The following is a 22,667-nucleotide window of genomic DNA, read 5'->3' as shown; positions in this document are numbered from 1 at the left end:
CAGATCCCTGGGGATCAAGTTCGTCGGACCAGTTTTTTGCTTGGTGGCCTTCATTGCATGGCCGGCCGCGGGTCAGATGTCGACCAGCGCCCTGTTGAAGCGCGTGGAGGCCATGCGAATTGAGGGAGTATGGCTCGGTGCTGCTTTTGAGGCTCTCGATCCCAAGCTCCTCGATCGACCGGGTGCGGTGGAGCGACGAGTGGTCTCTGGGGTCAGCACGACAGATGTGAATGTAGAGGACAGAAAGAGCGAGGTACTGCCTGGGGCAGAGGTCTCGATGACGTTGAAGTTCGATTCAGACCGCGGTCGCGAGTCCGTATCCCTCATCATACTCGCGTATTCAGTTCTCAGCCGATCGCAGGTCGAGCAATTTGCCAAGTACGTCAATGACAGGATCGGGGTTCCAACGAGGCATATCGCTCAAACCTATGGTGCCTATCCTGATGTTTTGGAGTTTCGAAGCGTCTGGGAGCCCGAGTCGCCAGGCGCCGCGTCCTCTCTCGAACTCCCATATCGTTGGATCGTCAGCCTCGAGGTCACGCCGATGGACGGCGAGCTTGGCGCACTCAATCCACGCAGTGTGCTGTTCCTGACGGTCAGATACCCGATCGAGAAGAGATAGAGAGAAGCTACGCGAGTATTTTCCTGCGCTCGGGATCGTAGGCGGAGCCGTCGATACGCTTGGCGGGCACGCGCTGCGTGAAGGCTTCGATCTCGTAGTCGGCGTGCGTGGTTTCGGCTGAGGGCAGGTAGCCGAAGGCGATCCATTTGCCCACGGTGTGGCCGTAGCCGGCGCTCGACGTGACGCCCACGACCTTGCCGTCGCGCAGGATCGCCTCGCTGCCATAGACCGGCTTGTCGCCGTCGAGCAGGAAGACGCAGAGCTTGCGGTTGACGCCGTTCGTCCGGTGATTCTCGAGCGCAGCACGGCCGATGAAGTCGCCCTTCTTCATCGCCACGGCGAAGCCGAGGCCGGCCTCCCACGGCGTGTAATCCGGGCCGATGTCGCTGCCCCAGTAGAGGTAGCGCTTCTCCAGCCGGCAGGATTCGATCGCGCGGTAGCCGGCGTTGACGACACCCAAATCCTGGCCCTCGCGCCACAGCAGGTCGTAGACATGCGCGGCGTATTCGACCGGGATGTGCAGCTCGTAGCCGAGCTCGCCGACATAAGTCACCCGCGCGACGCGGCAGGGGGCATAGCCGAGACGAATCTCGCGCATCGCCATGTAGGGCAGGGCGGTGTTCGAGACGTCGGCGTCGGCGAGGCGTTCGAGCAGGGCGCGGCTCCTGGGGCCGCAGCAGTTGATCACCGCCCAGGCGTTGGTGACGTCGGTCAACGTGACCGAACCGTCGGCCGGCATGTGGCGGCGGATCCAGGAGGCGTCGTGGATGCCGAAGGCGCTGCCGGTGACGACGTAGTAGCGGTCCTCCGCGACGCGCATGAAGGTGAGGTCGGCCTCGATGCCGCCCTTCTCGTTGCACAGCTGGGTGTAGATCAGCGCGCCCACCGGCTTGTCGACGTTGCCGGCGGCAAGGCGTTGCAGGAACGACGCGGCGCCGGGGCCGGCGAGCTCGAACTTGGAGAACGAGCTCTGGTCGATCAGCGCGACATGCTCGCGGATGGCGCGGCATTCGCGGCCGACGGCGGCGAACCAGCTCGGCTTGCCCTCGAAGGACGGATGATCGACGCGCGCATCGCCGTTGGTGGCGAACCAGTTAGGCCGCTCCCAGCCGAAGCGCGAGCCGAACACGGCGCCGGCCTGGTCGAGCACGCCGTAGAGCGGCGAGCGGCGGCCGCCGCGGCCGGTGTTCATCTCCTCGCCCGGCCAGTGGATCAGGTAGTACCGGTGATAGGCCTCGACCGCGCGCTCGTGCAGGTACCTGGCGCCGACATGGTGCGGGCCGAAGCGCTGAACGTCGAAGCTCCACAGATCGAACTCCGAGGCGCCCTCGACGATCCATTGCGCGAGCTGCTTGCCCGCGCCGCCGGCGCCGGCGATGCCTGACGTGAAGCCGCCGGCGACAAAGACGTTGTCGAGCTCCGGCGCCTTGCCGAGGATCGGCTCGCCGTCGGGCGTGATCGGGATCGGCCCGTTGATCAGCTGGCGCACACCGAGATCGTTGAGCAGCGGCAGGCGCTCGGCGGCCGGCGTGGCGATCGCCTCGAAGCGGTCGTAGTTGCCCTGGAACAGCTCGCGGCCGAAATCGAACGGCACACCGCGCTCGCCGAATGGCCGCGTGTTGGACTCCCAGCCGCCGATGGCAAAGCCGCCGACCTCGGGCTTGAGATAGAAATTGTTGTCGGGGTCGCGCAGCGAGGTCAGCGTCTTCGGCAGGTCGGGCAGCTTCTCGGTCACCATGTACTGGTGCTCGACGGCGGCCACCGGCATGCGCACGCCCATCATCTTGGCCACATCGCGCGCCCAGATGCCGGCGGCGTTGACCAGCGTGTCGCAGGCGATGGTGCCGTGGTCGGTGACCACCGCGGTGGCGCGGCCGTCCTTGACCATGATGTCGGTGACGCGCACCCCTTCTACGATCTTGACGCCGCCCTGCCGCGCCAGCCGTGCCATGCCCTGCGTCAGGCTGCTGGGATCGATGTAGCCGTCGGAGGGGATGAACGCTGCGCCCTCGACGCCTTCGGTCGAGATGTAGGGGAAGATCTGCTTGGCCTCGCTGGCCGACATCAGATGCAGTTCGAAGCCGAAGCTGCGCGCGGTGCTGGCAGTGCGCTTGATCTCGCTCCAGCGATCCTTCGACGAGGCGAGCCGCAGCGAGCCCACCGGGTGCCAGTCGATGCCGTAGCCGAGCTGCTTTTCCATCGAGCCGTAGAGCTCGACGGATTGCTGCATCATGCGCGTGAGGTTGCGCTTGGAGCGCAGCTGGCCGACGAGGCCGGCGGCATGCCAGGTCGAGCCGTGGGTGATGCCGCTCTTCTCGACGACGAGCACATCGCGCTCGCCCATCTGCGCCAGGTGATAGGCGATCGAGCAGCCGACGGCGCCGGCACCAATGATGACGATGCGCGCCTGCGTCGGAATGCTGGTCATGGCTCATGCTCCCTCTCCCCGCGAGCGGGGAGAGGGTTGGGGTGAGGGGTCGTTTGAAGTTGCGCAGGGCGGCGGTGCGTCACCTGATGCAGCCCCTCACCCCAACCCTCTCCCCGCTCGCGGGGAGAGGGAGAAAGACGCAGGCTCATTCTGCCGCCTGCTGCCGAGGTGCTCCATGGCCGCTCATCTCGCCGAGGTACCAGTCGACGAAGTGCTGCACGTTGGCTTCCTGCGTGCGAGAGTAGGGGCCGGGCACGTAGCGCGGCGAGGTGACGCCGGCCTGGTTGGCCTCGCAGATGAACCAGTCCTGCTCCGACGTGCGTTCCCAGAACGGCGTCAGCTTCGCCGGGTCGTAGTCGCGGCCTTCGACCGCGTCCTTGTGCACGAACCACCAGACCACGATCTCGCAGGTCGTGGCGTCGACCGGTGTGATGCGCGTCGAAACCGCGTGGTCGTCGCTGGCGTGCTGCCAGAAGTTCGGGAACACCGTGGTGCGCAGGGTGCCGTCGCTCCACGTGTTGCGCTCGCGGAAGTGGCCCATCAGCGGCGCCACCGGCGTGCCGTCGAGGCTCTGCGTCTTCCAGCCCTCCATCAGCGGCGTGCGGTGGGCGCGCCAGAAGCCGCCGGTCATGTTGGAGAAGGCGTCGCCGGTGTCGATGCCCAGGGCGCGGAAGCGGGCATTGGCCAGCTCGGTCTGCTTCACCACGTCCTCGGCCAGCCCGGGCATGATTCGTGCAACGTCATAGGTGCCCTTGACGTACTCGGGATGGGCGACCGGGCAGTGCAGGCACTCGCGATTGTTCTCGAAGACCAGCTTCCAGTTGGCCTTCACCGTGTAGCGGCGCTCGACCGCGACCTTGGCGTCGTACAGCCCCTGGTGCTTCAGCCGGCTGGCGAGGTCCTCGTGTGCGCGCTCGAACGGCACGGGATCATCCGAGAGGTTGATCCACAGGATGCCGGCGGTGTCGCGCAGGCGCACCGGGTGGAGGCCGAGCGTCGCCTCGGAGACGCCGAACTCGGCCATGGTGCGCGTGGTGAGCCTGCCCTCCAGGTCGTAGGCCCAGCCGTGGTAGGGGCAGCGGAAGCCGCGCGCATTGCCGGTCTCGCCATTGCAGAAGCGTGCGCCGCGGTGACGGCAGGTGTTGTGGAACGCGCGGATCTGGCCGTCGCGTCCGCGCACAATTACGATCGAATCCAGGCCAATCTTCCACGTCATCCAGTCGCCCGGGTTGGGCAGCATGCAGGCGTGACCGGCATAGAGCCAGTAGCGCGACCAGATGCGGTCCATGTCGGCCTGAAACACCTCGGCGTCGATGTAGAAGTCGCGCGGCAGCGGCCCGCCATGGCGGTAGGCCGCGATCAGCCCGGCGATCCGCTCCTGGTCGAAGCGGTATCCGCTGGGGCGGGCGGTAGACATCGGGGTTCGTCCTCGCGCGGGTTCTTCGGCCGGTCACATCTATCGTGCAGGGTTGCGGTTGTCAGGACCGGGCATCTGCGATGTAATAAATCCGAAACCGTCGCGGACTTCAAATGCGACGCCGCGACGGTGCGGGCAGAGGGGGCAGAACGATGATGGACAAACTGATGCGTGGCGGTCTCGCCGCGCTGGCGGCTGTCGCCGTGATGGCAGGCGGGACGGCACTGGCCCAGAAGGTCAAGCTCACCGCCTACACGGCGCTGGAGAACGACCAGCTCAAGATCTTCAAGGACACCATCGAGAAGGCCGTGCCGACGGTCGAGATCTCCTGGGTGCGTGATTCCACCGGCATCATCACGGCGCGCTTCCTGGCCGAGAAGGCCAACCCGCAGGCCGACATGGTGCTCGGCCTCTCGGGCTCGAGCATGGCCGCCTTCGCCAAGCAGGGCTTGCTCGAACCCTACACGCCCAAGGGCGCCGACGCGCTGAAGCCGGTCTTCCGCAGCGGCGCCAAGCCGGCCGAGACCTGGATCGGCATGGACGCCTATCTCTCGGTGGTCTGCTTCAACACCGTCGAGGCCGGCAAGAAGAACCTGCCCAAGCCGGTGTCGTGGAAGGACCTGGCCAACCCGGCCTATGTCGGCTCGATCGTCATGCCCAACCCGGCCTCGTCGGGCACCGGCTACCTGACCATCGCCGCCTGGCTGCAGCTGATGGGTGAGGAGGCCGGCTGGAAGTTCATGGACGAGGTCCACAAGAACGTCGCTGTCTATACCCACTCCGGCTCGGCGCCCTGCGTGCAGGCCGCCAAGGGCGAGCGCATCCTGGGCATCGGCTTCGACATGCGCGGCGCGCGCGAGAAGACGGCCGGCGCGCCGATCGACCTGATCCTGCCCAGCGAAGGCGCGGGCTGGGAGATGGAGGTCTCGGGCATCGTCAAGGGCCGCCCGAACGTCGCCGCCGCCAAGCTGGTGCAGGACTGGGTCGCCTCGCAGGCCGCCAACGAGCTGTACGGCAAATACTACGCCATCGTCGCCCATCCGGCGGTGAAGGCGGCGCCGCCGAACTATCCGCCCAACGCCGACAAGGCGATGGTCAAGAACGACCTCGACTGGATGGCGTCCAATCGCGACCGCATCCTGGCGGAGTGGAACAAGCGCTACGACGGCAAGTCGGCGCCGAAGAAGTAGGCGATCGGCGGTTCGCAGACATGCCGTATCTCGAGGTCGACCGCGTCACCAAGAGGTTCGGCATGTTCACCGCCCTGGAGGCGGTGTCGCTGACGATCGAGCGCGGGGAGTTCGTCTGCTTCCTCGGCCCTTCGGGCTGCGGCAAGACGACCCTGCTGCGGGCCATCGCCGGGCTCGATCCGCAGACCAGCGGCACGATCCGGCAGGACGGCCGCGACGTCTCGGCGCTGCCGCCGGCCGAGCGCGATTTCGGCATCGTCTTCCAGTCCTATGCGCTCTTTCCCAACCTCACCGTCGCCGACAATGTCGGCTACGGCCTGAAGAACCGGCGCAAGCCCGCCGCCGAGATCAGGGCGCGGGTCAACGAGCTGCTGGCGCTGGTCGGCCTGCCGACGCAGGGCGACAAGTACCCGGCGCAGCTCTCCGGCGGCCAGCAGCAGCGCGTGGCGCTGGCCCGCGCGCTTGCCACGTCACCCGGGCTTCTCCTGCTCGACGAGCCGCTGTCGGCGCTCGATGCCCGCGTGCGCGCGCGCCTGCGTGGCGAGATCCGCGGCCTGCAGCGCCGCCTGGGCGTCACCACGATCATGGTGACGCACGACCAGGAAGAGGCGCTGACCATGGCCGACCGCATCGTGGTGATGAACCACGGCCGCATCGACCAGATCGGCACGCCGCAGGAGATCTACGGCCGCCCGGCCAGCGCCTTCGTCGCCGATTTCGTCGGCTCGATGAACTTCCTGTCCGGCCGAGTCGCCGGGCCGGGCCGGGTCTCGCTGGGCGACGGGCTGGCGATCGACTGCACGCACGCGCAGCCACAGGGCGGCGAGATCCGCGTCTGCCTGCGGCCCGAGGACGTGCAGGTGCGCGGCATCACCGAAAGCACGGCCAACCGCTTCCCGGTGACCATCGCGGAGCTGGAGTTCCTGGGCTCGTTCTGCCGCGCCACCTTGCACGCCGCGACGCCCGGGGTCACGCTGATGGCGGATTTCTCGATCAACCTGATGCGCGACCTCGACGTCGGCGTCGGCAAGACGCTGGACATCGCGCTGCCCGCCGACCGGCTGCGCGTGTTCGCCGGCGAGGCGGCGGGCTAGAGATGAGCCGGCCTACTGTCATCCTCGGGGCCGTCCGCGGCCCCTGCAGCGCAGCGAGGGACCTAGGCAGCTCCCCTGGATCCCTCGCTGCGCTCGGGATGACAGTGGAACCATTCGGACGGAAAGTGCGCTAGGTCATGGCGGTGGTGGCCGAAGCCGCGCTGGTGCGACCAAAGGCATCGACCGACGACATCGTCATGCGCGCCGGCATCGGCGTGGCGCTGATCCTGCTGGCGCTGTTCGTCGCCGCGCCACTGTGGACGCTGCTGTCCAAGAGCTTCCACAACGCCGATGGCGCCTGGGTCGGGTTCGACAACTACATCCGCTACGTCTCGACGCCGGCGCTGCTGCAGTCGCTGTGGAACAGCCTGTTCATCGCCGTCGTGAGCACGGCGATCGTCGTGCCGCTGGCCTTCGTCTACGCCTATGCCCTCACCCGCGCGGTGCTGCCGCTCAGGCCGGTGTTCCAGGCCGTGGCGCTGGTCCCGATCCTGGCGCCCTCGCTGCTGCCGGCGATGTCGATGATCTACCTGTTCGGCAACCAGGGCATGCTCAAGCATCTGCTGGGCGGCAGCGAGATCTACGGCGCCGGCGGCATCGTCGCCTCGCAGGTCTTCTACTGTTTCCCGCACGTGCTGATGATCCTGGTCACGGCGCTGTCGATGGCCGACCAGCGGCTCTACGAGGCGGCCGAGGCGCTGGGCGCCTCGCGCTGGCGCGTCTTCTGGACCGTGACGCTGCCGGGCGCGCGCTACGGCCTGATCAGCGCGATCTTCGTCTGCTTCACCCTGGTGCTGACCGATTTCGGCATCGCCAAGGTGATCGGCGGGCAGTTCAACGTGCTCGCCACCGACGTCTACAAGCAGGTGATCGGCCAGCAGAACTTCGAGATGGGCGCGGTGGTTGGCCTGATCCTGCTGGCCCCGGCCGTGCTGTCGTTCTTCGCCGATCGCTATGCGCAGAAGCGCCAGGTGGCGCTGCTGTCGGCCCGCGCCGTGCCCTACGCGCCCAGGCGGCAGCGCGGTCGCGACGCGCTGCTGTTCGCCTTCTGCTGGCTGGTCGCCTGCCTGATCCTGATGATCATCGGCATCGCCGGCTGGGCCTCTCTGATCAAGCGCTGGCCGTACAATCTTTCGCTGACGCTCGACAACTACGACTTCGAGAATTTCGATCCCACCGGTTGGGATCCGCTGTGGACGTCGTTGAAGATGGCGGCGCTGGCCGCCGCGATCGGCGCCGTCGCCATCTTCACCGCCGCCTGGCTGCTGGAGAAGAGCCGCGGCTTCCACTTCATGCGCGGCCTGGTGCAGTTTCTCGCCACCCTGCCGATGGCGGTGCCCGGGCTGGTGCTGGGCCTGGGCTACATCTTCTTCTTCAATCACCCGTCGAACCCGCTGAACTTCCTCTACGGCACGCTGGCGATCCTGGTGATCAACACCGCCGCCCACTTCTACACCGTGGCGCACATCACGGCGGTCACGGCGCTCAAGCAGCTCGACGCCGAGTTCGAGGCGGTGTCGGCTTCCCTGAAGGTACCGCTGCCGGTGACCTTCGTGCGCGTCACCGTGCCGATCTGCCTGCCGGCGATCCTCGACATCTTCATCTATCTCTTCGCCAACGCGATGACGACGATCTCGGCGGTGATCTTCCTCTACGGCGCCGACACCAAGCTGGCCTCGATCGCCGTCATCAGCATGGACGAGTCCGGCTTCAACGCCGCGGCGGCCGGGATGGCGATGTGCATCGTCGCGGTGTCGCTGGCGACACGGCTGCTGCACCTGCTGCTGGAGCGCACGCTGCTGGCGAAGCTGCAACGCTGGCGGCGGCGCTGACACTCCCTCGTCCTGAGCGAAGCGAAGGACCTCGCGGCATGGCGGACAGTCGCGTGCGGTCGTTCGACCGCGAGGTCCTTCGCTTCGCTCAGGACGACGGGAATCAGTTCGGCTGGTAGCGCCGATAGAATTCGCGGGTGCGCTTCTCGCCGACGTCGCAGCCGTGCTGATAGCGACGGTGGCCGCCCGGACCGGGACCGTGCGGATCGCGCACGCCCATGGCGCTGTCGCGGCTCTGCGCGAACTGCAATCCGGCACGCGGTTCCGGCGCGACATCGGCGATCTCCTGCAAGAGCTTCTTGCGGATCGCCTCGGCGAAACTCTGGAAGTCGTTGGCGACGACCATGAAGGAGCGCGGCCCGCCGATGACGCAGCCCTCGTAGTAGCGGTCGAGGTCGGGATCGTTGGGGAAGCCGGTGGGGTTGGGCCGGTTGTTGAAGATCGGCAGGCCGTTGATGGTAATGCCGCGCGCGACGGCGTCGTCGCGCGCCTGGGTCACCATGCCGCCGTCATTGTTCGAGCCGTCGCCGGAGATGTCGAGCACCTTGCGCTCGGGCACCCAGCGCAGGCGGTCGAACATCGGCACGGCGTAGCGCATCGCGCCGGTGATCGAGGTGCGCATCATGCGCGCGATCGGCAGGGTCTCGAGCTTGTGGGTGAAGGCTTCGATCGACTGCTCGCTGTCGAGCAACGTCCAGTCGACCACCAGGTTCTGCCGCCAGGCGTCCGACCATTCGAAGTAGGCGACGGCGATGCGGCCGTGGTAGCCGCCGAGGATGGCGCGGCGGATCGCCGGATCGCGGAACGCCTTGACGTAGCCATCGCGCTGCAGGCGGCCTTCCTCGAGATCGACGCTGCCCGATACGTCGATCGCCAGCGCCAGTGCCAGGTCGATCTCGCCGTCGGGCGTGTGGCTCTTGGCGCTCTGGGCCAGCGCCGGGACACCGCCGGCGAGCGACAGCGCCACCAGCGCGGCGAGAAGCCACGCAAGAGGCCGTCGTCGGGCGGGTGAGTCGGCCATTCTCTGCCTCCATTCCGGTCCGCGACGGAAAGCGTACGCCTGTCGAAACGGCGTGGGAAGCGGTGCGACGCCCGGCTGGCGCCTCCGTGCGGAACATGCTTGCCTTGCAAACAACGCAATCGCCGTGCCGCGGACACGCGGGAGGACGCCATGGACCTGTCGCTCAGCCCTGAGGACCAAGCCTTTCAGCAGGAGGTCCGTCAGTTCTTCGCCGAGAACCTGACGCCCGACCTGCGCGAGGCGGGCGCGCGCACCGGCGGCGTCTTCGCCGAGTTCGAGGCATCGATGCGCTGGCACCGCAAGCTGGCGAGGAAGGGCTGGTCGGCGACGACCTGGCCGAAGGAATACGGCGGCCCCGGCTGGACGGCGACGCAGCGCTACATCTACGCGCGCGAGGCCACCGCCGCCGATGCGCCGCGCATCTTCAACATGGGCGTGCGCATGGTCGGCCCGGTGCTGATGAAGTTCGGCACGCCGGAGCAGCATGCCAAGTACCTGCCGGGAATCATTTCCGGCGACATCGTCTTCTGCCAGGGCTACTCCGAGCCCGGCTCGGGCTCCGACCTCGCCTCGCTGAAGACGCGCGCCGATTCCGACGGCGACGACTACGTCATCAACGGCACCAAGATCTGGACCACCGGCGCGCACATCGCCAACCGCATGTTCTGCCTGGTGCGCACCTCGGCCGAGGGCAAGCCGCAGGATGGCATCTCCTTCGTGCTGATCGACTCGATGGACACGCCCGGGCTGACCGTGAAGCCGATCATCACCTTGGCCGGCGACCACGAGGTCAACCAGGTGTTCTTCGACAATGTGCGCGTGCCCAAGGCCAACCGGATCGGCCCGGAGAACGCCGGCTGGACCGTGGCCAAGCACCTGCTGGAGTACGAGCGCGGCGGCGAGGCCTATACGCCCAACCTTTACGCCCGCATCGAGGACGTGCGCCGCATCGCGCGCGAGGAGGCGGCGGGCAAGGGCGGCCGTCTGATCGACCAGCCCGAGTTCGCCCGCAAGCTGGCCGAGATGGAGATCTCGATCCAGGCGCTGGAGACCATCGAGCTGCAGGTGCTTTCCGACCTCAGCCAGGGCAGGAACCCCGGCGCGATCTCCTCGGCGATGAAGGTGCGCGGCTCGGAGACCTTGCAGACGCTCGACGAGCTCGGCATCGAGGCGCTGGCGCACTATGCCGCACCGTTCGAGCCCGAGGCCCGCGCGCTGGGCCGCAACGAGCCGACGGTGACGCCGGACTATGCGCTCACCGCCATGCCGCTCTACCTCAACAACCGCGCGGCGACGATCTACGCCGGCTCGAGCGAGGTGCAGCGCAACATCCTCGCCAAGGCGATGCTCGGTCTCTGATGTACGTCCTATACGGCTTCAATCCTTCACCGTACTCGGTGAAGATGCGCGCGATCCTGCGCTATCGCCGCATTCCGTTCATCTGGAAGGCGACCGGCAACCCGCGCGACGAGGCGGTGGCGGCAGGCCTGCCGCCGGTGATCCCCGTCCTGCGCTTTCCCGACGGCAGGATGATGAACGACTCGACGCCGCTGGCCTATGCGCTGGAGCGCGAGCGCGTGGAACGCTCGATCGTTCCCGATGACCCGATGCTCGCGTATCTCAGCGACCTGCTCGAGGATTTCGGCGACGAGTGGCTCACCAAGATGATGTTCCACTTTCGTTGGTACTACGCCGCGGACCGCGACTTCGCGCAGACCTGGATCATCACCTCGCGCGATCCGGTGATGCCTGATGATGCGCGGCGCGCCGGCATGAAGACGTTCAACGACCGCCAGGTCGGGCGCATGGCGCTGGTCGGCTGCACCGAGCAGAACCGGCCGATCATCGAGGACAGCTATCGCTTCGTGCTCGACGCGCTCGATCGCCACGTGCGGGCGATCCCGTTCCTGTTCGGCTCGCGCCCGTCGCTGGCGGATTTCGGCCTGTACGGCCAGCTGCAGATCCTCTCGGTCGATCCGACGCCGATGGCCGAGATGCGGGCGCGCGCGGCGGATGTCTATTGCTGGCTGCTGCGGCTCGACGACGCCTCCGGCGTCGAGGGTGAATGGCTCGATGGCAGGGCGCCGTTGCCGGAGACCTTGCTGGGGCTGCTCAGGCATTGCGGCGAGACCTACCTGCCGTTTCTATCCGCCAACATGCGGGCGCTGCGCGAAGAGGCGGCCGAGCTCGAGCTCGATATCCTCGGCCGGCGCTACAGCCAGGCGCCATTCCGCTATCAGGGCAAGTGTTACGACGCGCTGCGCAAGAAGCTGGCGGCCCTGCCGCGCGAGGTGCGCGTCAGGCTCGATCCGGTGCTGGAGCAGGCCCGCTGCCTGTCATGGCTGACCTAGGCCGGCCGCGCTGCGCCAGGAAGAGGATGGTCAGCAGCGCGAGGTTGACCAGGTTGGCGAGCAGTGCCAGCCGGAAGGCCCAGGTGTAGGAGCCGGTGGCGTCGAAGATCACGCCGCCCAGCCAGCCGCCCACCGCCATGCCCGACAGGGCGAGGAACAGCACCACGCCCAGGCGCCAGCCGCCGATGCCCGGCCCGTAGAGCGCGCGCAGATTGAGCGCATAGCCCTGCACGATGGCGATGAACGGGATGCCGTGGATCGCCGACAGCGTGTAGATGCCCCACAGCGAGGCAACGAACAGGAAGCCGACCAGCGCCACGATCTGGATCGCCGAGCAGATCAGGCTGGTGGGCAGCGGGCCGATCTTGTCGGCCAGCCGGCCCATCACGAAGGTGCTGGCGATCGCCGACAGCAGCACCAACGACACCGCCTCGGCGCCGCGCTCGGCGGCGAAGCCGAGATCGCCGCAGAACGCCACCATGTGCGCGAACGGCATCGCCATGGCGAGGCAGCAGCAGAACGAGGCCGCCGACAACAGCGCCATGAGCGTTGGCGAGGGCAGCGGCAGCGCCGCCAGGTTCTCGCGCACCGCGACGTTGCCGGGGCCGCGCAGCATCGGCGCCGGGCGCACGTAGAGGGCACCCAGGATCATGACCACCGCCGCGATCAGGCCGAAGATCACCAGCGTGTCGCGCCAGCCGAAATCGGGCAGCAGGGCGCGATAGATCTGCGGCCAGACGAAGCCGCCCACCGCCGGGCCGACCGAGACGATGGCCACGGCGATGCCGCGGCGGGCGTCGAACCAGCCCTGGATGTTGTTGAGCATCGGCGTGAAGGTCGCGGCGTTGCCGAGGAAGCCCAGCAGCAGGCCGTAGGACGCCAGCAGCGTCACCTGGCCGCCCTGCGCGCCCAGCCAGGCGCCCAGCGCGACGCAGCCGGCAGCGAGCAGCAGCGGCGGACGCGGGCCGAACCTGTCGGCGAGCCAGCCCATCATGATGCCACCGGCGCCGGCGCCGATGTAGCCCAGGGTGTAGGCGAGCGATGGCACCTGGCGCTGGCCGCCGAACTCCTGCGCCATCTGCGACATGGCGACGATCGGCAGGAAGGCCGAGCCGCCGCTGGCGGCGATGCAGATCATCGACACCAGAGCCAGCCGCCAGGCATAGCCGCTCTCGATCCCGGACGCCGGGGACATACGCGCACTCCTCCAGCCGGCGGCCACGTTCTGGGCGCGGCTCGCGAAGCGGCGGCTTATAGCATCGCGCCGCCGGCCGCCGCCGTCGTCATTGTCCCGCTTGCTAGGCCTGCCGCATCTGCGCGGCGACCTTCTCGCCGATCATCACGGTGGTCAGATGGGTGTTGGCGCGGCAATCGGCGGGCATCACCGAGGCGTCGACCACGCGCAGGTCCTGCAGTCCCTGCACCCGGCACTGCGGATCGACGACGGCCGACGGATCGCCGACGCGGCCCATGCGGCAGGTGCCGGCAGCGTGCTGCGCGTCGGTGGTCTCGGCCAGCAGCAGCGCGTCGAGCTCGGCGCCCTGCAGCTTCGCGGCGTCCTCCAGCTTCGTCTGCGTCATGCCGAAAGCGATGCCCTCGGCGACATCGGTGAAGGAGGGGTGCCGCAGCATCGCCATCTGCCGGCCGAAGCCGTCACGCATGCGCACCAGGTCGCGCTCGTCGCTCAGCATGCTCTCCTCGACGAAGGGATCGACATGCGGATCGGCCGAGCGCAGCTGCACCGCGCCGCGCGAGAAGGCCTCGAAGATCGAGCACGACAGGCTGCCGGGCAGCGCCTGGCCGTCGTCGCCGAAGCCGCGGTGGTTCATCGCCAGGAAGATCATGTCGCGATGGCCGCCGCCGCCCAGGCCCGAGCTCCAGGTCACGCAGACATTGGTGTGGCGGAAGTCGATATCGGTGGGCCGATGCGCGGGCTTCAGCCGCACCTCGGCGCGCACCACGGGATGATCCATGAAGTGCCCGCCCACCGCGGGCAGCGCGTGGCGCACCGCGATGCCGTGCTCGGCGAGCGACGCCGGATCGCCGATGCCGGAGCGCATCAGGATGGCGGGAGAATGCACGGCGCCGGCGCTGATCACGATCTCCCGGCCGCGATAGGTCATGCGCTCATTGCCGCGCAGCACCTCGACGCCAACCGCGCGGCGTCCCTCGAAGACGATGCGGTCGATCAGCGCCTCGCCGACGATGGCGAGGTTGTTGCGCCCGCGCGCCGGCTCGAGATAGCCGTCGTTGGTCGACACACGACAGCGCCCGGCACCGCAGGTGATCGGGTAGTGCGCCACGCCGTCGCCCATCGGCGCGTTGAGGTCGTCGTGCCAGGGATAGCCCAGCGTCAGCGCCGCCTCGGCGGCGGCGCGGTCGATCGCACCCCATTGCGAGCGCGGCGTGCGCCAGACCGGCAGCGGTCCGTCGCTGCCGTGCCAGGGCGAGCCGCTGAAATGCTCGTCGGCCTCGGCCTTGCGGAAGAACGGCAGCACGTCGTTGAACGACCAGCCGTCGCAGCCCAGCTGCTCCCAGTGGTCGAACGCCGCGGCGACGCCGCGGATCGCGATCAGGGCATAGACGGACGAAGAGCCGCCCATGCCGCGGCCGCGCCAGTACAGCCGGGGCTGCTGGCCCGCCGCGCGGCGCGCCATCACGCCGGGCCACTGGTAGAGCGCCTGCAGGCGCGGCGGCACGATGATGCGCAGCGGATTGAGGCTGGCCATCTCCGGCGGCGTCTCGGCCGAGCGGAAATCCCTGCCGGCCTCCAGCAGCAGCACGCGCCGCGCGCCGTCCTCGCTCAGCCGTGCCGCCAGCGGGGCGCCGGCCGATCCGGCGCCGACGACGATCACGTCGAAGGTTTCAGTCATCGCTGGGCCAGGCGCCAGACGCGCTCCGCCGTGAGGGGCAGCTCGATGCGGCCCTCGTCATGCGCGCCCAGCGCGTCCATCACGGCGTTGAGCACGGCGGCCGGCGCGCCGTTGGTCGGCAGCTCGCCGACGCCCTTGATGCCCAGGATGTTGAACGGCGCCGGCGTGGAGAGCGTGACCTGCTCAAACCTGGGCACGTCGTCGGCGCGCGGCAGGGCATAGTCCATCAGCGAGCCGGCCAGCAGCTGGCCGCTCTCGCGATCGTACGCCGCATCCTCCAGCAGCGCGCCGCCGATGCCGGCGGCATAGCCGCCGTGCAGCTGGCCGTCGAGCAGCAGCGGATTGACCACCGTGCCGACATCGACCGCCGACGAGAACCGCTCGATGGCGACATGGCCGCTTTCCGGGTCGATCTCGACCTCGCAGATCGCCACGCCCGTGGGCCAGCTCTCGATCTTGTCGGCGAAGTCGGCGCGGCCTTCGATCGCACCCTTGCGCTCGGCGATCTCGAACAGGCCGACGCGCCTGTCGGTGCCGACCACGGTGAAGGTGCCGTCGGCGTACTCCAGATCGGCCGGCGCCGCCTCGAGCATGTCGGAGGCTTGATCGCGCGCGCGGGCGATCACCACGTCGGCGGCGCGCTTCATCGTGGCGCCAGAGATGATCGTCGAGGACGAGCCGCCGGTGCCGCCGCCGCGCGTCACCTTCAGCGTGTCGCCCTGCACGATTCGCACGCGCTCGGGGCTGACGCCCAGCGCCGCGGCGATCACCTGGGCATAGACCGTGGCGTGGCCCTGGCCCTGGCTCTGCGTGCCGGTGACCGCCTCGATCGTGCCGTCGGCGTTGACGGTGACGATCGAGGTCTCGTCGCTCCAGCCGCCGGTGCCGTGGATATGGGCCGAGTAGCCGATGCCGCGCCTGCGTCCGCGCGCCTCGCTGGCGCGGCGGCGGGCCGCGAGGCCGGCGATGTCGGCCTTCCGGTTTGCGGCGTCGAGCAATGCCGCGTAGTCGCCGCTGTCGTAGGTGAAGCCCAGCGGCGTGCGATAGGGGAACTTGTCGGGAGCGACGAAGTTCAGCCGACGCAGCTCGCCGGGATCGCGGCCCAGCCGGTGCGCGGCGAGATCGACCAGCCGCTCGACCATGACCAGGGTCTCGGGCTTGCCGGCGCCGCGGAAGGCATCGACCGGCGCGGTGTTCGACACCGCGCATTTCATCGCGATGTGGGCGACCGGGATGTCGTAGAGACCGGTCAGCACCTTGGCCATGCCGCCGGTGGGAATGGTCGGATTCACCGTCGAGACATAGGCGCCGAAATTCGCCACGGCATCGACGCGGATGGCGAGGAATCGGCCGTCGGCATCGATCGCCAGCTCGGCCGTGGCGATCAGGTCGCGCGCATGCGTGTCGGCGAGATGGTGCTCGCCGCGCTCCTGCGTCCAGCGCACGTCGCGCTTGAGTTGCAGGGCGGCGAAGCTGACCAGGATCTGCTCGGGATAGGGCGGCAGCTTGGGCCCGAAGCCGCCGCCGACGTCGTGCGTCACCACGCGCAGCCGCTCGCGCGGAATCTTCAGGATGTCGGTGATCACCCGCTGCAGGATGTGCACGCCCTGCGAGGGCGTCACCAGCGTGACGACATCGCCCTGCAGGTCGTATCGTGCCAATGCCGCGCGCGTCTCGAGATAGCTGGCGAGGATGCGGTTGGCACGCTGCTGCACGCGCACGACATGCGCCGCGCGGGCGAAGGCGGCGTTCGTCGCGGTTTCGTCACCGCGCCGCCAGTCGCACAGCAGGTTGCCGGGGGCCTCGTCGTGCACCGGCGGCGCGCCCGATTTCAGCGCGTCGTCGCCGGCGACCACGGCGTCGAGCGGTGCGTAGTCGATCTCGACCAGCTCTGCGCCGTCGCGCGCCTGCTCGAGCGTGTCGGCCACCACCATGGCGACGATCTCGCCGACATGGCGCGCCTTGTCGGGCGCGATCGGCAGGCGCGGCGGCTCGATGTGGCGCCGGCCGTCGGCGCCCTTGATCTCGACCACCGCCGGATTGTGGCCCAGCCCGGCGGCGAGGATGTCGGCGCCGGTGAACACGCCGCGCACGCCGGGCGAGGCCTTGGCCGCGGTGGTATCGGCAGCGTTGATGCGGGCGTGCGCGTAGGGCGAGCGCACGAACACCGCATGCAGCGCACCGGGCGCCGCGATGTTGACGGTGTAGCGGCCGCCGCCGGTGAGCAGGCGCGGGTCTTCCAGCCGTCTGAGCGGCCGGCCGAGTCCGGGAAGCGTGTCGTAGGGCATGACGTTTCAGCGGTGCCTTAGTCGGTCGGGGCGCGCCACTCCAGTGGCGCGGCAACAGGCCGATCAGACGCGCCACTGGAGTGGCGCGCCCCAAGTCGTGCAATCATCACGCCGCCAGCACCTTGCTGAAGCTGGCCAGGGCCGTGTCGATGTCCTCCGACGTCACGTCGAGATGGGTGACGACGCGCACGGTCCTGGGCCCGAAGGCGCCGATGCCCACGCCGTGCTCCTTCATCGCCGCCATCAGCTTCGGCGCGGTCCAGCCCGGCTTGGTGACGTCGAAGAACACCAGGTTGGTCGGCATGGAGTCGGGATCGATGACGATGCCCTTGATGTTGGCCAGGCCGACGCTCAGCTTGCGCGCATTGGCGTGGTCCTCGGCCAGGCGGTCCCAGTGGTGGTCGAGCGCGTAGAGGCCGGCGGCGGCGATGATGCCGGACTGGCGCATCGAGCCGCCGAGCTGCTGCTTGACGCGCCAGGCCTGGTGGATGAACTCCTTCGAGCCGGCCAGCACGGCGCCGACCGGCGCGCCCAGCCCCTTGGTGAAGTCGAGCCACAGCGTGTCGCAGGGCGCCGCATAGGCCGCCGCCTTGATGCCGCTCTTGACGCAGGCATTGGGCAGGCGCGCGCCGTCCATGTGCAGCTTCAGGCCGCGGCGCCGCGCGACCTCGCCCACCGCCTCGATCTGCTCCAGCGGCCACAGCGAGCCGCCGCCGCGATTGGAGGTCTGCTCGATCTCCAGCAGGCGGCTGAGCGGCGAATAGCGGTTGTTGGGATCCTTGATCGCCGCCTCGGCCATGGCGGCGGTATAGACGCCGTTGGGCCCGTCGAGCGGGTGGAACATCACGCCCGAATTCGCGCCCGGCCCGCCGCCCTCCGAGGTGATGATGTGCGCGGTGCGGTCGCAGATGATCTCCTCGCCGGGCTTGCAGTGCACGCGGATGGCGATCTGGTTGGCCATGGTGCCCGACGGCAGGAACACCGAATCCTCCTTGCCGAGCAGCGCGCAGACCTTCTCGCGCAGGCGGTTGACGGTGGGATCCTCGAATTTCTGCTCGTCGCCGACCTCGGCTTCGGCCATCGCCTTGCGCATGCCAGGCGTCGGCCTGGTCTTGGTGTCGCTGTAGAGGTCGATGAAGCGGTTGGACATCTGAAGGGTTCCGATCTGCGGTCACTCGCACGGGCCGGCATTGAACGGGTCATGCCGGCGGCGAACAATAGCGGGACCAGCGAGGAGTCGCCATGACAAGCACCGCCGCCAGACCCGCGTCCGCCGCAGAGGAAGTTCTCCACAGCGTCGACGGGCCGATCGCCACCATCACGCTCAACGCGCCATCGCGCATGAACACCATCTCGCGGCCGATGCTGGAGGCGCTGTCGATGGCGCTGCTCGACGCCCAGGCCGATCCCGAGATCCGCGTGATCATCCTGACGGCGGCGGGCGACCGCGCCTTCTGCGCCGGGCTGAACCTGGAAGCACAGAAGAGCGGCGCCGACAGCATCGGGCTCAACCAGTCGTTCATGCGCACGACCATCGACCTGCGCGACACGCCGCCCACCGTGCTGCACAACCTCGACAAGCCGGTGGTCTGCGCGCTCAACGGCTCGGCCGCCGGCTACGGCCTCGACCTCGCCCTGGGCGCGGACATCCGCATCATGTCGGCGGGTGCCAAGCTGGCGGCCTCCTACGCCAAGCGCGCCGTGCTGCCGGAATCGGGCGGCACCTGGTACCTGCCGCGCCTGATCGGCTGGTCGAAGGCTGCCGAGCTGATCTTCACCGGCCGCACGCTGTCGGCCGACGAGAGCCTGAAGCTCGGCCTGGTCTCGCAGGTCGTGCCGGCGGGTGAGGTGATGGGCGTGGCGCGTAGCATCGCGGCCGAGATCGCCGCCAACGCGCCGCTCGCGGTGCAGGCCGCCAAGCGCATGATGCGCATGGCCTGGAACGAGCCCTTCGGCGAGCACGTGCACCACGTCTTCCTGCAGCTCTTGCCGCTGTTCGGCACGCAGGACTTCAAGGAAGGCATCGCCGCCTTCATGGAAAAGCGCGCGCCAGACTTCAAGGGACGTTGAGCGTCAATCCATCACGATGGCGACGCGACCAGCGATCTCGCGGTTGAGGATCGCGCGCATCGCCCGCGGCGTCTCCTCCAGCCTGAAGATGCGATCGACATGCGGGCGTAGGCGGCCCGCCTCGACATACTGGTGGATCCAGCGCCACGTCGCCTGCATGCGCTCGGCTTCCTCGAAGCGCGCATCGTGCGGGCTCCAGCCGACGTAGTAGCCGAGATTGACACCCACAACGGTGATGTTCTTCACCAACAGGATGTTCGCGGGGATCGTCGGAATCGTGCCCGACGCGAAGCCGATCGGGCAGATGCGGCTCTGCGGCGCCATGCAGCGCAGCGACTGAGTGAAGACATCGCCGCCGATGGGATCGTAGACGGCATCGACGCCCCGTCCGCCGGTCAGCCGCAGCACCTCCTCGCGGAACGGGCCGGCGCGGTAGTCGATGACATGATCGGCGCCATGCTCCCTGGCAAAGGCGCATTTTGCAGGACCGCCCGCGGTGGCGATCACCTTGGCGCCCAGGATCTTGCCGATCTCGACCGCGGCCACGCCGACGCCGCCAGCCGCGCCGTGCACCAGCAACCATTCGGCGGCCTTCAGGTCGATGAAGCAGGGCCAGGTCAGCGTCGCGGCCGAGGTCGCGTAGGAAATCGGCAACGGCACCGTGCGCACGAAGTCCAGGGATGGTGGCTTGGGCGAGACATTGACCTCCCACGCCACCGCTTCCTCGGCGCAGCCGCCCCAGTCGAGCACGGCCATCACGGCGTCGCCCGGCTTGAAGCGCGTCACCGCTGATGTGACCTCGATGACGTCGCCGGCGACTTCGGTGCCAGGCGAGAACGGGAAGGGCGGGCGGCGCTGGTACTTGCCGGCGATCACCAGCGAGGTGGCGAAGCTCACGGCGCCCGCCCTGATGCGGATGCGCAACTGGCCCGGCTTGAGCGGCGGGCGCTCGACCTCCTCGAGCCGCAGCGACTCCGGCGGTCCCCATTCGCGACAGACGATGGCACGCATCAGAAACCTCTACGCCAGCACCACAGGCAACGCCTTCACCCCGCGCAGGATCAGCGAATCGTGCCAGTCCGGCGCGCCGCCCGCGAGCCGGATGTCGGGATGGCGCTCGGCCAGCCGCATGGCGGCGATCTGCGCCTCGAGCCGTGCCAGCGGCGCGCCGAGGCAGAAATGGATGCCGTGCCCGAAGGTCAGATGCGGGTTTGGGTCGCGGCCGATGTCGAAGCGCTCGGCATCGGCGAAGGCCAGCGGATCGCGGTTGGCCGCGTTCATGAAGGCGAAGACGCGCTGGCCGCTCCTGATCGTGCGGCCGGCGAACTCCATGTCGGCCGACGCCACGCGCGCCAGCGCGCCCGACGGTCCGTCGTAGCGCAGCCATTCCTCGACGGCGCTGGGCGCCAGCGACGGGTCGGCGCGCAGCCTTTCCCATTGGTCGCGGAAGCGCATGCTGCAAAGGAAGCCGTTGCCGATCAGGTTGGTCGTGGTCTCGTGCCCGGCGAAGAGCAGCAGGATCGCGGTGCCGATGACCTCATCGGTCGACAGCGCGTCCTTCTCGTCGCGCGCCAGCACCAGCTGGCTCACCATGTCGCCGGCCGGTTCCGCGGTGCGCGCCTCGACCAGGCCGCGGAAGTAGGCGGCCATCAGCCGCGCGCCCTGCTCGGCGCGCAGGTACTTGTTGCCGGCGACCTGGGCGGTGCCGATGAACAGCGCGATGTCGTCCGACCACACTTTGACCCGCTGCAGGTCGGCGCGCGGCACGCCCAGCATGTCCATGATCACGCTGGCCGGCAGCGGATAGGCGAAGTCGGCGATGTAGTCGACCGGCTCGCCGCGCGCGGCCTTCGCCGCCATGCCGTCGAGCAGACGGGCGACGATGCTCTCGATGCTGGGCCGCAGATTCTCGACCGCGCTCGGCGTGAACACCTTGTTGAACAGCCGGCGCAGGCGCGTGTGGTCGGGCGGGTCCTTGAACACCATCCAGTGATTGAGGTAGCGCGCCAGGTTCTCGATCCCGCCGCGCTGGTACTCCGGGTTGGCCTTGAAGAACGGCGTCAGCCGGTCGGCCGAGAGCTCCCTGTTGTTCAGCGCCACGCGCCTGACGTCGTCGTAGCGCGTGACGATCCACGCCTTCATCGCCGGCGACCAATGCACCGGATCCTGCTCGCGCAGCCGCGCGAACTCCGGGAACGGGTCGGCGTTGGTCTCGGCGCAGCCGAGGTCGAAGACGTAGCTCATGATGCTGGTCCGGCGAACAGCAGCAGATTGCCATCGAGGTCGCGCACGATGAAGCTGCGGGCGCCCCACGGCTCCCCTCGCAGCGCCTGGAAGAAGTCGACGCCGGCCGCCTGGAACTCGAGGAACAGGGCCTTGATGTCCGCCGCCGTGCCGACGGTGAACGACGCGCCGAGAATCTCCTCGCGCTCGCGGATGCCGTCGACGAAGACCGGATCGCAGACGAGGCGAAGGTTCACCACCGCGGCGCCGCGCCGGAACTGGCCGTAATAGGGCGGCTCGCCGTAGGTGAAGACGGTGTCGAAGCCGAGCTTGTCGGTGAACAGGGCAAGGCTGGCGGAGAAGTCGCGGACAACGAGGTTGGGCTCGGCGGCCCGAAGTTCGGGCGTCGTCGACGGCCTGGCTGTCTGGTCGGTCACGGCATGCACTCCTGATGTGAGCGCCTGCCAGCTCTCGAATCCCTGCTGGCGCGCCACCAGCTCCTGGGCGTCGGTGAGCCGGAAGCTGTGTGCCAGCACCTGGCGATCGTCGAGATCGCGGAAGCGCGGCAGCACGGCCCGGATCTGCGCCGCGACGGTGTGATGGCCGTCGCGGTGCCAGCGCACATAGAGCTTGGCCTGCTTGCGGATGTTTTCGAGATTCGGCATGGGCGCAATGGTGACGGATGAGCAGGTGGGCATTGCCCCTCCGGCGTCATGCCGTTGCGCCCTGCAGCAGCGTTTCCAGCATGCGGGGCTGGTCAGTCCCTGTCAACGTGGCGAGATGCGGCACACGGCCTCGATATTGTGGCCGTCGGGATCGAGGACGAAGGCGCCGTAGTAGTGCGCGTGATAGCGCGGCCGCAGCCCGGGGGCGCCGTTGTCGCGACCGCCGGCCGCCATCGCCTCGGCGTAGAAGCGGTCGACCACCGCCCTGTCCGGCGCGAAGAAGGCGATATGCGTGCCGGTCTGCACGCCGGCGCGCTGGCCGATCCAGAAGAACGCCTTGGGATGGACACCGTATCCCGCGTCGGCTTCGCCCTCGGTGTACAGGCGCTCGACGCCGAGCGGCCGCAGCGCGCGGTCGTAGAACGCCTTCGACCGCTCGATGTCGGTGACGCCGAGACTCACATGATCGAGCATGATGCACCCCGCTGCGCTATCCGCGCCGCATCATAGACGAGGTGGGGGTGAGGGATGGTGAGGGATTGTCGGGTTATCGGCGTCACGCGCGCGGACGGTCGATAACGGAAAATCCCTCA

The 22,667-nt window shown here is 68.6% G+C and carries 18 protein-coding genes; 7 read left to right on the top strand and 11 right to left on the bottom strand.

The features are described 5' to 3' along the window. The first annotated feature begins 76 nt into the window (after positions 1–76). Positions 77–622: a hypothetical protein gene (locus KF889_14635; protein MBX3500682.1), complete on the top strand. Its 546-nt coding sequence runs from the start codon at positions 77–79 to the stop codon at positions 620–622. Between the two features lie 7 nt (positions 623–629). Here the strand turns inward: KF889_14635 and KF889_14630 are convergent, their stop codons facing one another. After that, positions 630–3,050: a GcvT family protein gene (locus KF889_14630; GenBank protein MBX3500681.1), complete on the bottom strand. Its 2,421-nt coding sequence runs from the start codon at positions 3,048–3,050 to the stop codon at positions 630–632. Between the two features lie 145 nt (positions 3,051–3,195). Continuing rightward, entirely contained in the window at positions 3,196–4,467 is a 1,272-nt protein-coding gene (locus tag KF889_14625; GenBank protein ID MBX3500680.1) for an aromatic ring-hydroxylating dioxygenase subunit alpha, read from the bottom strand. Between the two features lie 167 nt (positions 4,468–4,634). On the opposite strand from KF889_14625, the gene KF889_14620 reads away from it, so the two are divergent. From KF889_14620 to KF889_14610, 3 genes are all read left to right on the top strand, one after another. Then, entirely contained in the window at positions 4,635–5,657 is a 1,023-nt protein-coding gene (locus KF889_14620; GenBank protein MBX3500679.1) for a putative 2-aminoethylphosphonate ABC transporter substrate-binding protein, read from the top strand. A 20-nt stretch (positions 5,658–5,677) separates the two neighbouring features. After that, entirely contained in the window at positions 5,678–6,751 is a 1,074-nt protein-coding gene (locus KF889_14615) for a putative 2-aminoethylphosphonate ABC transporter ATP-binding protein (protein MBX3500678.1), read from the top strand. A 137-nt stretch (positions 6,752–6,888) separates the two neighbouring features. Next, positions 6,889–8,583: a putative 2-aminoethylphosphonate ABC transporter permease subunit gene (locus KF889_14610; GenBank protein MBX3500677.1), complete on the top strand. Its 1,695-nt coding sequence runs from the start codon at positions 6,889–6,891 to the stop codon at positions 8,581–8,583. Positions 8,584–8,686: 103 nt separating this feature from the next. On the opposite strand, the gene KF889_14605 is transcribed toward KF889_14610, so the two are convergent. Then, entirely contained in the window at positions 8,687–9,604 is a 918-nt protein-coding gene (locus KF889_14605) for a DUF1194 domain-containing protein (GenBank protein MBX3500676.1), read from the bottom strand. A 150-nt stretch (positions 9,605–9,754) separates the two neighbouring features. Between KF889_14605 and KF889_14600 the strand changes: the two genes are divergently transcribed. Both KF889_14600 and KF889_14595 read left to right on the top strand, forming a co-directional pair. After that, on the top strand, positions 9,755–10,963 hold the full coding sequence (locus KF889_14600) for an acyl-CoA dehydrogenase family protein (GenBank protein MBX3500675.1): 1,209 nt from the start codon (positions 9,755–9,757) through the stop codon (positions 10,961–10,963). Next, positions 10,963–11,955 carry a glutathione S-transferase N-terminal domain-containing protein gene (locus tag KF889_14595; protein MBX3500674.1) on the top strand — a complete coding sequence of 331 codons (993 nt, stop codon included), beginning with the start codon at positions 10,963–10,965 and terminating at the stop codon, positions 11,953–11,955. The genes KF889_14600 and KF889_14595 overlap by 1 nt, the downstream gene beginning before the upstream one ends. On the opposite strand, the gene KF889_14590 is transcribed toward KF889_14595, so the two are convergent. From KF889_14590 to KF889_14575, 4 genes are all read right to left on the bottom strand, one after another. After that, the gene (locus tag KF889_14590; GenBank protein MBX3500673.1) at positions 11,903–13,150 is read right to left on the bottom strand and encodes an MFS transporter; all 1,248 of its coding nucleotides are present in this window, start codon (positions 13,148–13,150) and stop codon (positions 11,903–11,905) included. The genes KF889_14595 and KF889_14590 overlap by 53 nt on opposite strands. Positions 13,151–13,253: 103 nt before the next feature. Further along, positions 13,254–14,828 carry a GMC family oxidoreductase N-terminal domain-containing protein gene (locus tag KF889_14585; protein ID MBX3500672.1) on the bottom strand — a complete coding sequence of 525 codons (1,575 nt, stop codon included), beginning with the start codon at positions 14,826–14,828 and terminating at the stop codon, positions 13,254–13,256. Next, positions 14,825–17,116, bottom strand: coding sequence for a xanthine dehydrogenase family protein molybdopterin-binding subunit (locus KF889_14580; protein ID MBX3500671.1), 2,292 nt, complete (start codon positions 17,114–17,116; stop codon positions 14,825–14,827). Before KF889_14580 ends, KF889_14585 begins: the two co-directional genes overlap by 4 nt. Before the next feature lie 106 nt (positions 17,117–17,222). Further along, a complete protein-coding gene (locus KF889_14575; protein ID MBX3500670.1) occupies positions 17,223–18,266 on the bottom strand; it encodes a low specificity L-threonine aldolase in 1,044 nt (347 codons plus the stop codon). A gap of 92 nt (positions 18,267–18,358) precedes the next feature. On the opposite strand from KF889_14575, the gene KF889_14570 reads away from it, so the two are divergent. Next, the gene (locus KF889_14570; GenBank protein ID MBX3500669.1) at positions 18,359–19,186 is read left to right on the top strand and encodes an enoyl-CoA hydratase/isomerase family protein; all 828 of its coding nucleotides are present in this window, start codon (positions 18,359–18,361) and stop codon (positions 19,184–19,186) included. Positions 19,187–19,189: 3 nt separating this feature from the next. On the opposite strand, the gene KF889_14565 is transcribed toward KF889_14570, so the two are convergent. The 4 genes from KF889_14565 to KF889_14550 all read right to left on the bottom strand — a co-directional run bounded on the left by KF889_14565 (position 19,190) and on the right by KF889_14550 (position 22,548). Next, positions 19,190–20,197 (bottom strand): NADPH:quinone oxidoreductase family protein, encoded by a 1,008-nt coding sequence (locus KF889_14565; GenBank protein MBX3500668.1) that lies wholly within the window; start codon positions 20,195–20,197, stop codon positions 19,190–19,192. A 9-nt stretch (positions 20,198–20,206) separates the two neighbouring features. Continuing rightward, a complete protein-coding gene (locus KF889_14560) occupies positions 20,207–21,430 on the bottom strand; it encodes a cytochrome P450 (GenBank protein ID MBX3500667.1) in 1,224 nt (407 codons plus the stop codon). Beyond that, complete coding sequence (locus KF889_14555; GenBank protein ID MBX3500666.1) at positions 21,427–22,074, bottom strand: VOC family protein; 648 nt, start codon at positions 22,072–22,074, stop codon at positions 21,427–21,429. Before KF889_14555 ends, KF889_14560 begins: the two co-directional genes overlap by 4 nt. A gap of 102 nt (positions 22,075–22,176) precedes the next feature. Beyond that, a complete protein-coding gene (locus KF889_14550; GenBank protein ID MBX3500665.1) occupies positions 22,177–22,548 on the bottom strand; it encodes a VOC family protein in 372 nt (123 codons plus the stop codon). Positions 22,549–22,667: the final 119 nt, after the last annotated feature.

It is taken from the genome of Alphaproteobacteria bacterium (assembly GCA_019635875.1).
In the GTDB taxonomy this organism is placed as follows: Bacteria; Pseudomonadota; Alphaproteobacteria; order Reyranellales; family Reyranellaceae; genus JAFAZJ01.
The sequence above is the reverse complement of the archived record's forward strand: the minus strand, read 5'-3'. Positions and strand labels throughout refer to the sequence as shown.

Coding starts and splice junctions, on each gene's coding strand:
- KF889_14635 (MBX3500682.1), top strand. CDS start 77: ATGTCGACCAGCGCCCTGTTGAAGCGCGTGGAGGCCATGCGAATTGAG.
- KF889_14630 (MBX3500681.1), bottom strand. CDS start 3,050: ATGACCAGCATTCCGACGCAGGCGCGCATCGTCATCATTGGTGCCGGC.
- KF889_14625 (MBX3500680.1), bottom strand. CDS start 4,467: ATGTCTACCGCCCGCCCCAGCGGATACCGCTTCGACCAGGAGCGGATC.
- KF889_14620 (MBX3500679.1), top strand. CDS start 4,635: ATGCGTGGCGGTCTCGCCGCGCTGGCGGCTGTCGCCGTGATGGCAGGC.
- KF889_14615 (MBX3500678.1), top strand. CDS start 5,678: ATGCCGTATCTCGAGGTCGACCGCGTCACCAAGAGGTTCGGCATGTTC.
- KF889_14610 (MBX3500677.1), top strand. CDS start 6,889: ATGGCGGTGGTGGCCGAAGCCGCGCTGGTGCGACCAAAGGCATCGACC.
- KF889_14605 (MBX3500676.1), bottom strand. CDS start 9,604: ATGGCCGACTCACCCGCCCGACGACGGCCTCTTGCGTGGCTTCTCGCC.
- KF889_14600 (MBX3500675.1), top strand. CDS start 9,755: ATGGACCTGTCGCTCAGCCCTGAGGACCAAGCCTTTCAGCAGGAGGTC.
- KF889_14595 (MBX3500674.1), top strand. CDS start 10,963: ATGTACGTCCTATACGGCTTCAATCCTTCACCGTACTCGGTGAAGATG.
- KF889_14590 (MBX3500673.1), bottom strand. CDS start 13,150: ATGTCCCCGGCGTCCGGGATCGAGAGCGGCTATGCCTGGCGGCTGGCT.
- KF889_14585 (MBX3500672.1), bottom strand. CDS start 14,828: ATGACTGAAACCTTCGACGTGATCGTCGTCGGCGCCGGATCGGCCGGC.
- KF889_14580 (MBX3500671.1), bottom strand. CDS start 17,116: ATGCCCTACGACACGCTTCCCGGACTCGGCCGGCCGCTCAGACGGCTG.
- KF889_14575 (MBX3500670.1), bottom strand. CDS start 18,266: ATGTCCAACCGCTTCATCGACCTCTACAGCGACACCAAGACCAGGCCG.
- KF889_14570 (MBX3500669.1), top strand. CDS start 18,359: ATGACAAGCACCGCCGCCAGACCCGCGTCCGCCGCAGAGGAAGTTCTC.
- KF889_14565 (MBX3500668.1), bottom strand. CDS start 20,197: ATGCGTGCCATCGTCTGTCGCGAATGGGGACCGCCGGAGTCGCTGCGG.
- KF889_14560 (MBX3500667.1), bottom strand. CDS start 21,430: ATGAGCTACGTCTTCGACCTCGGCTGCGCCGAGACCAACGCCGACCCG.
- KF889_14555 (MBX3500666.1), bottom strand. CDS start 22,074: ATGCCGAATCTCGAAAACATCCGCAAGCAGGCCAAGCTCTATGTGCGC.
- KF889_14550 (MBX3500665.1), bottom strand. CDS start 22,548: ATGCTCGATCATGTGAGTCTCGGCGTCACCGACATCGAGCGGTCGAAG.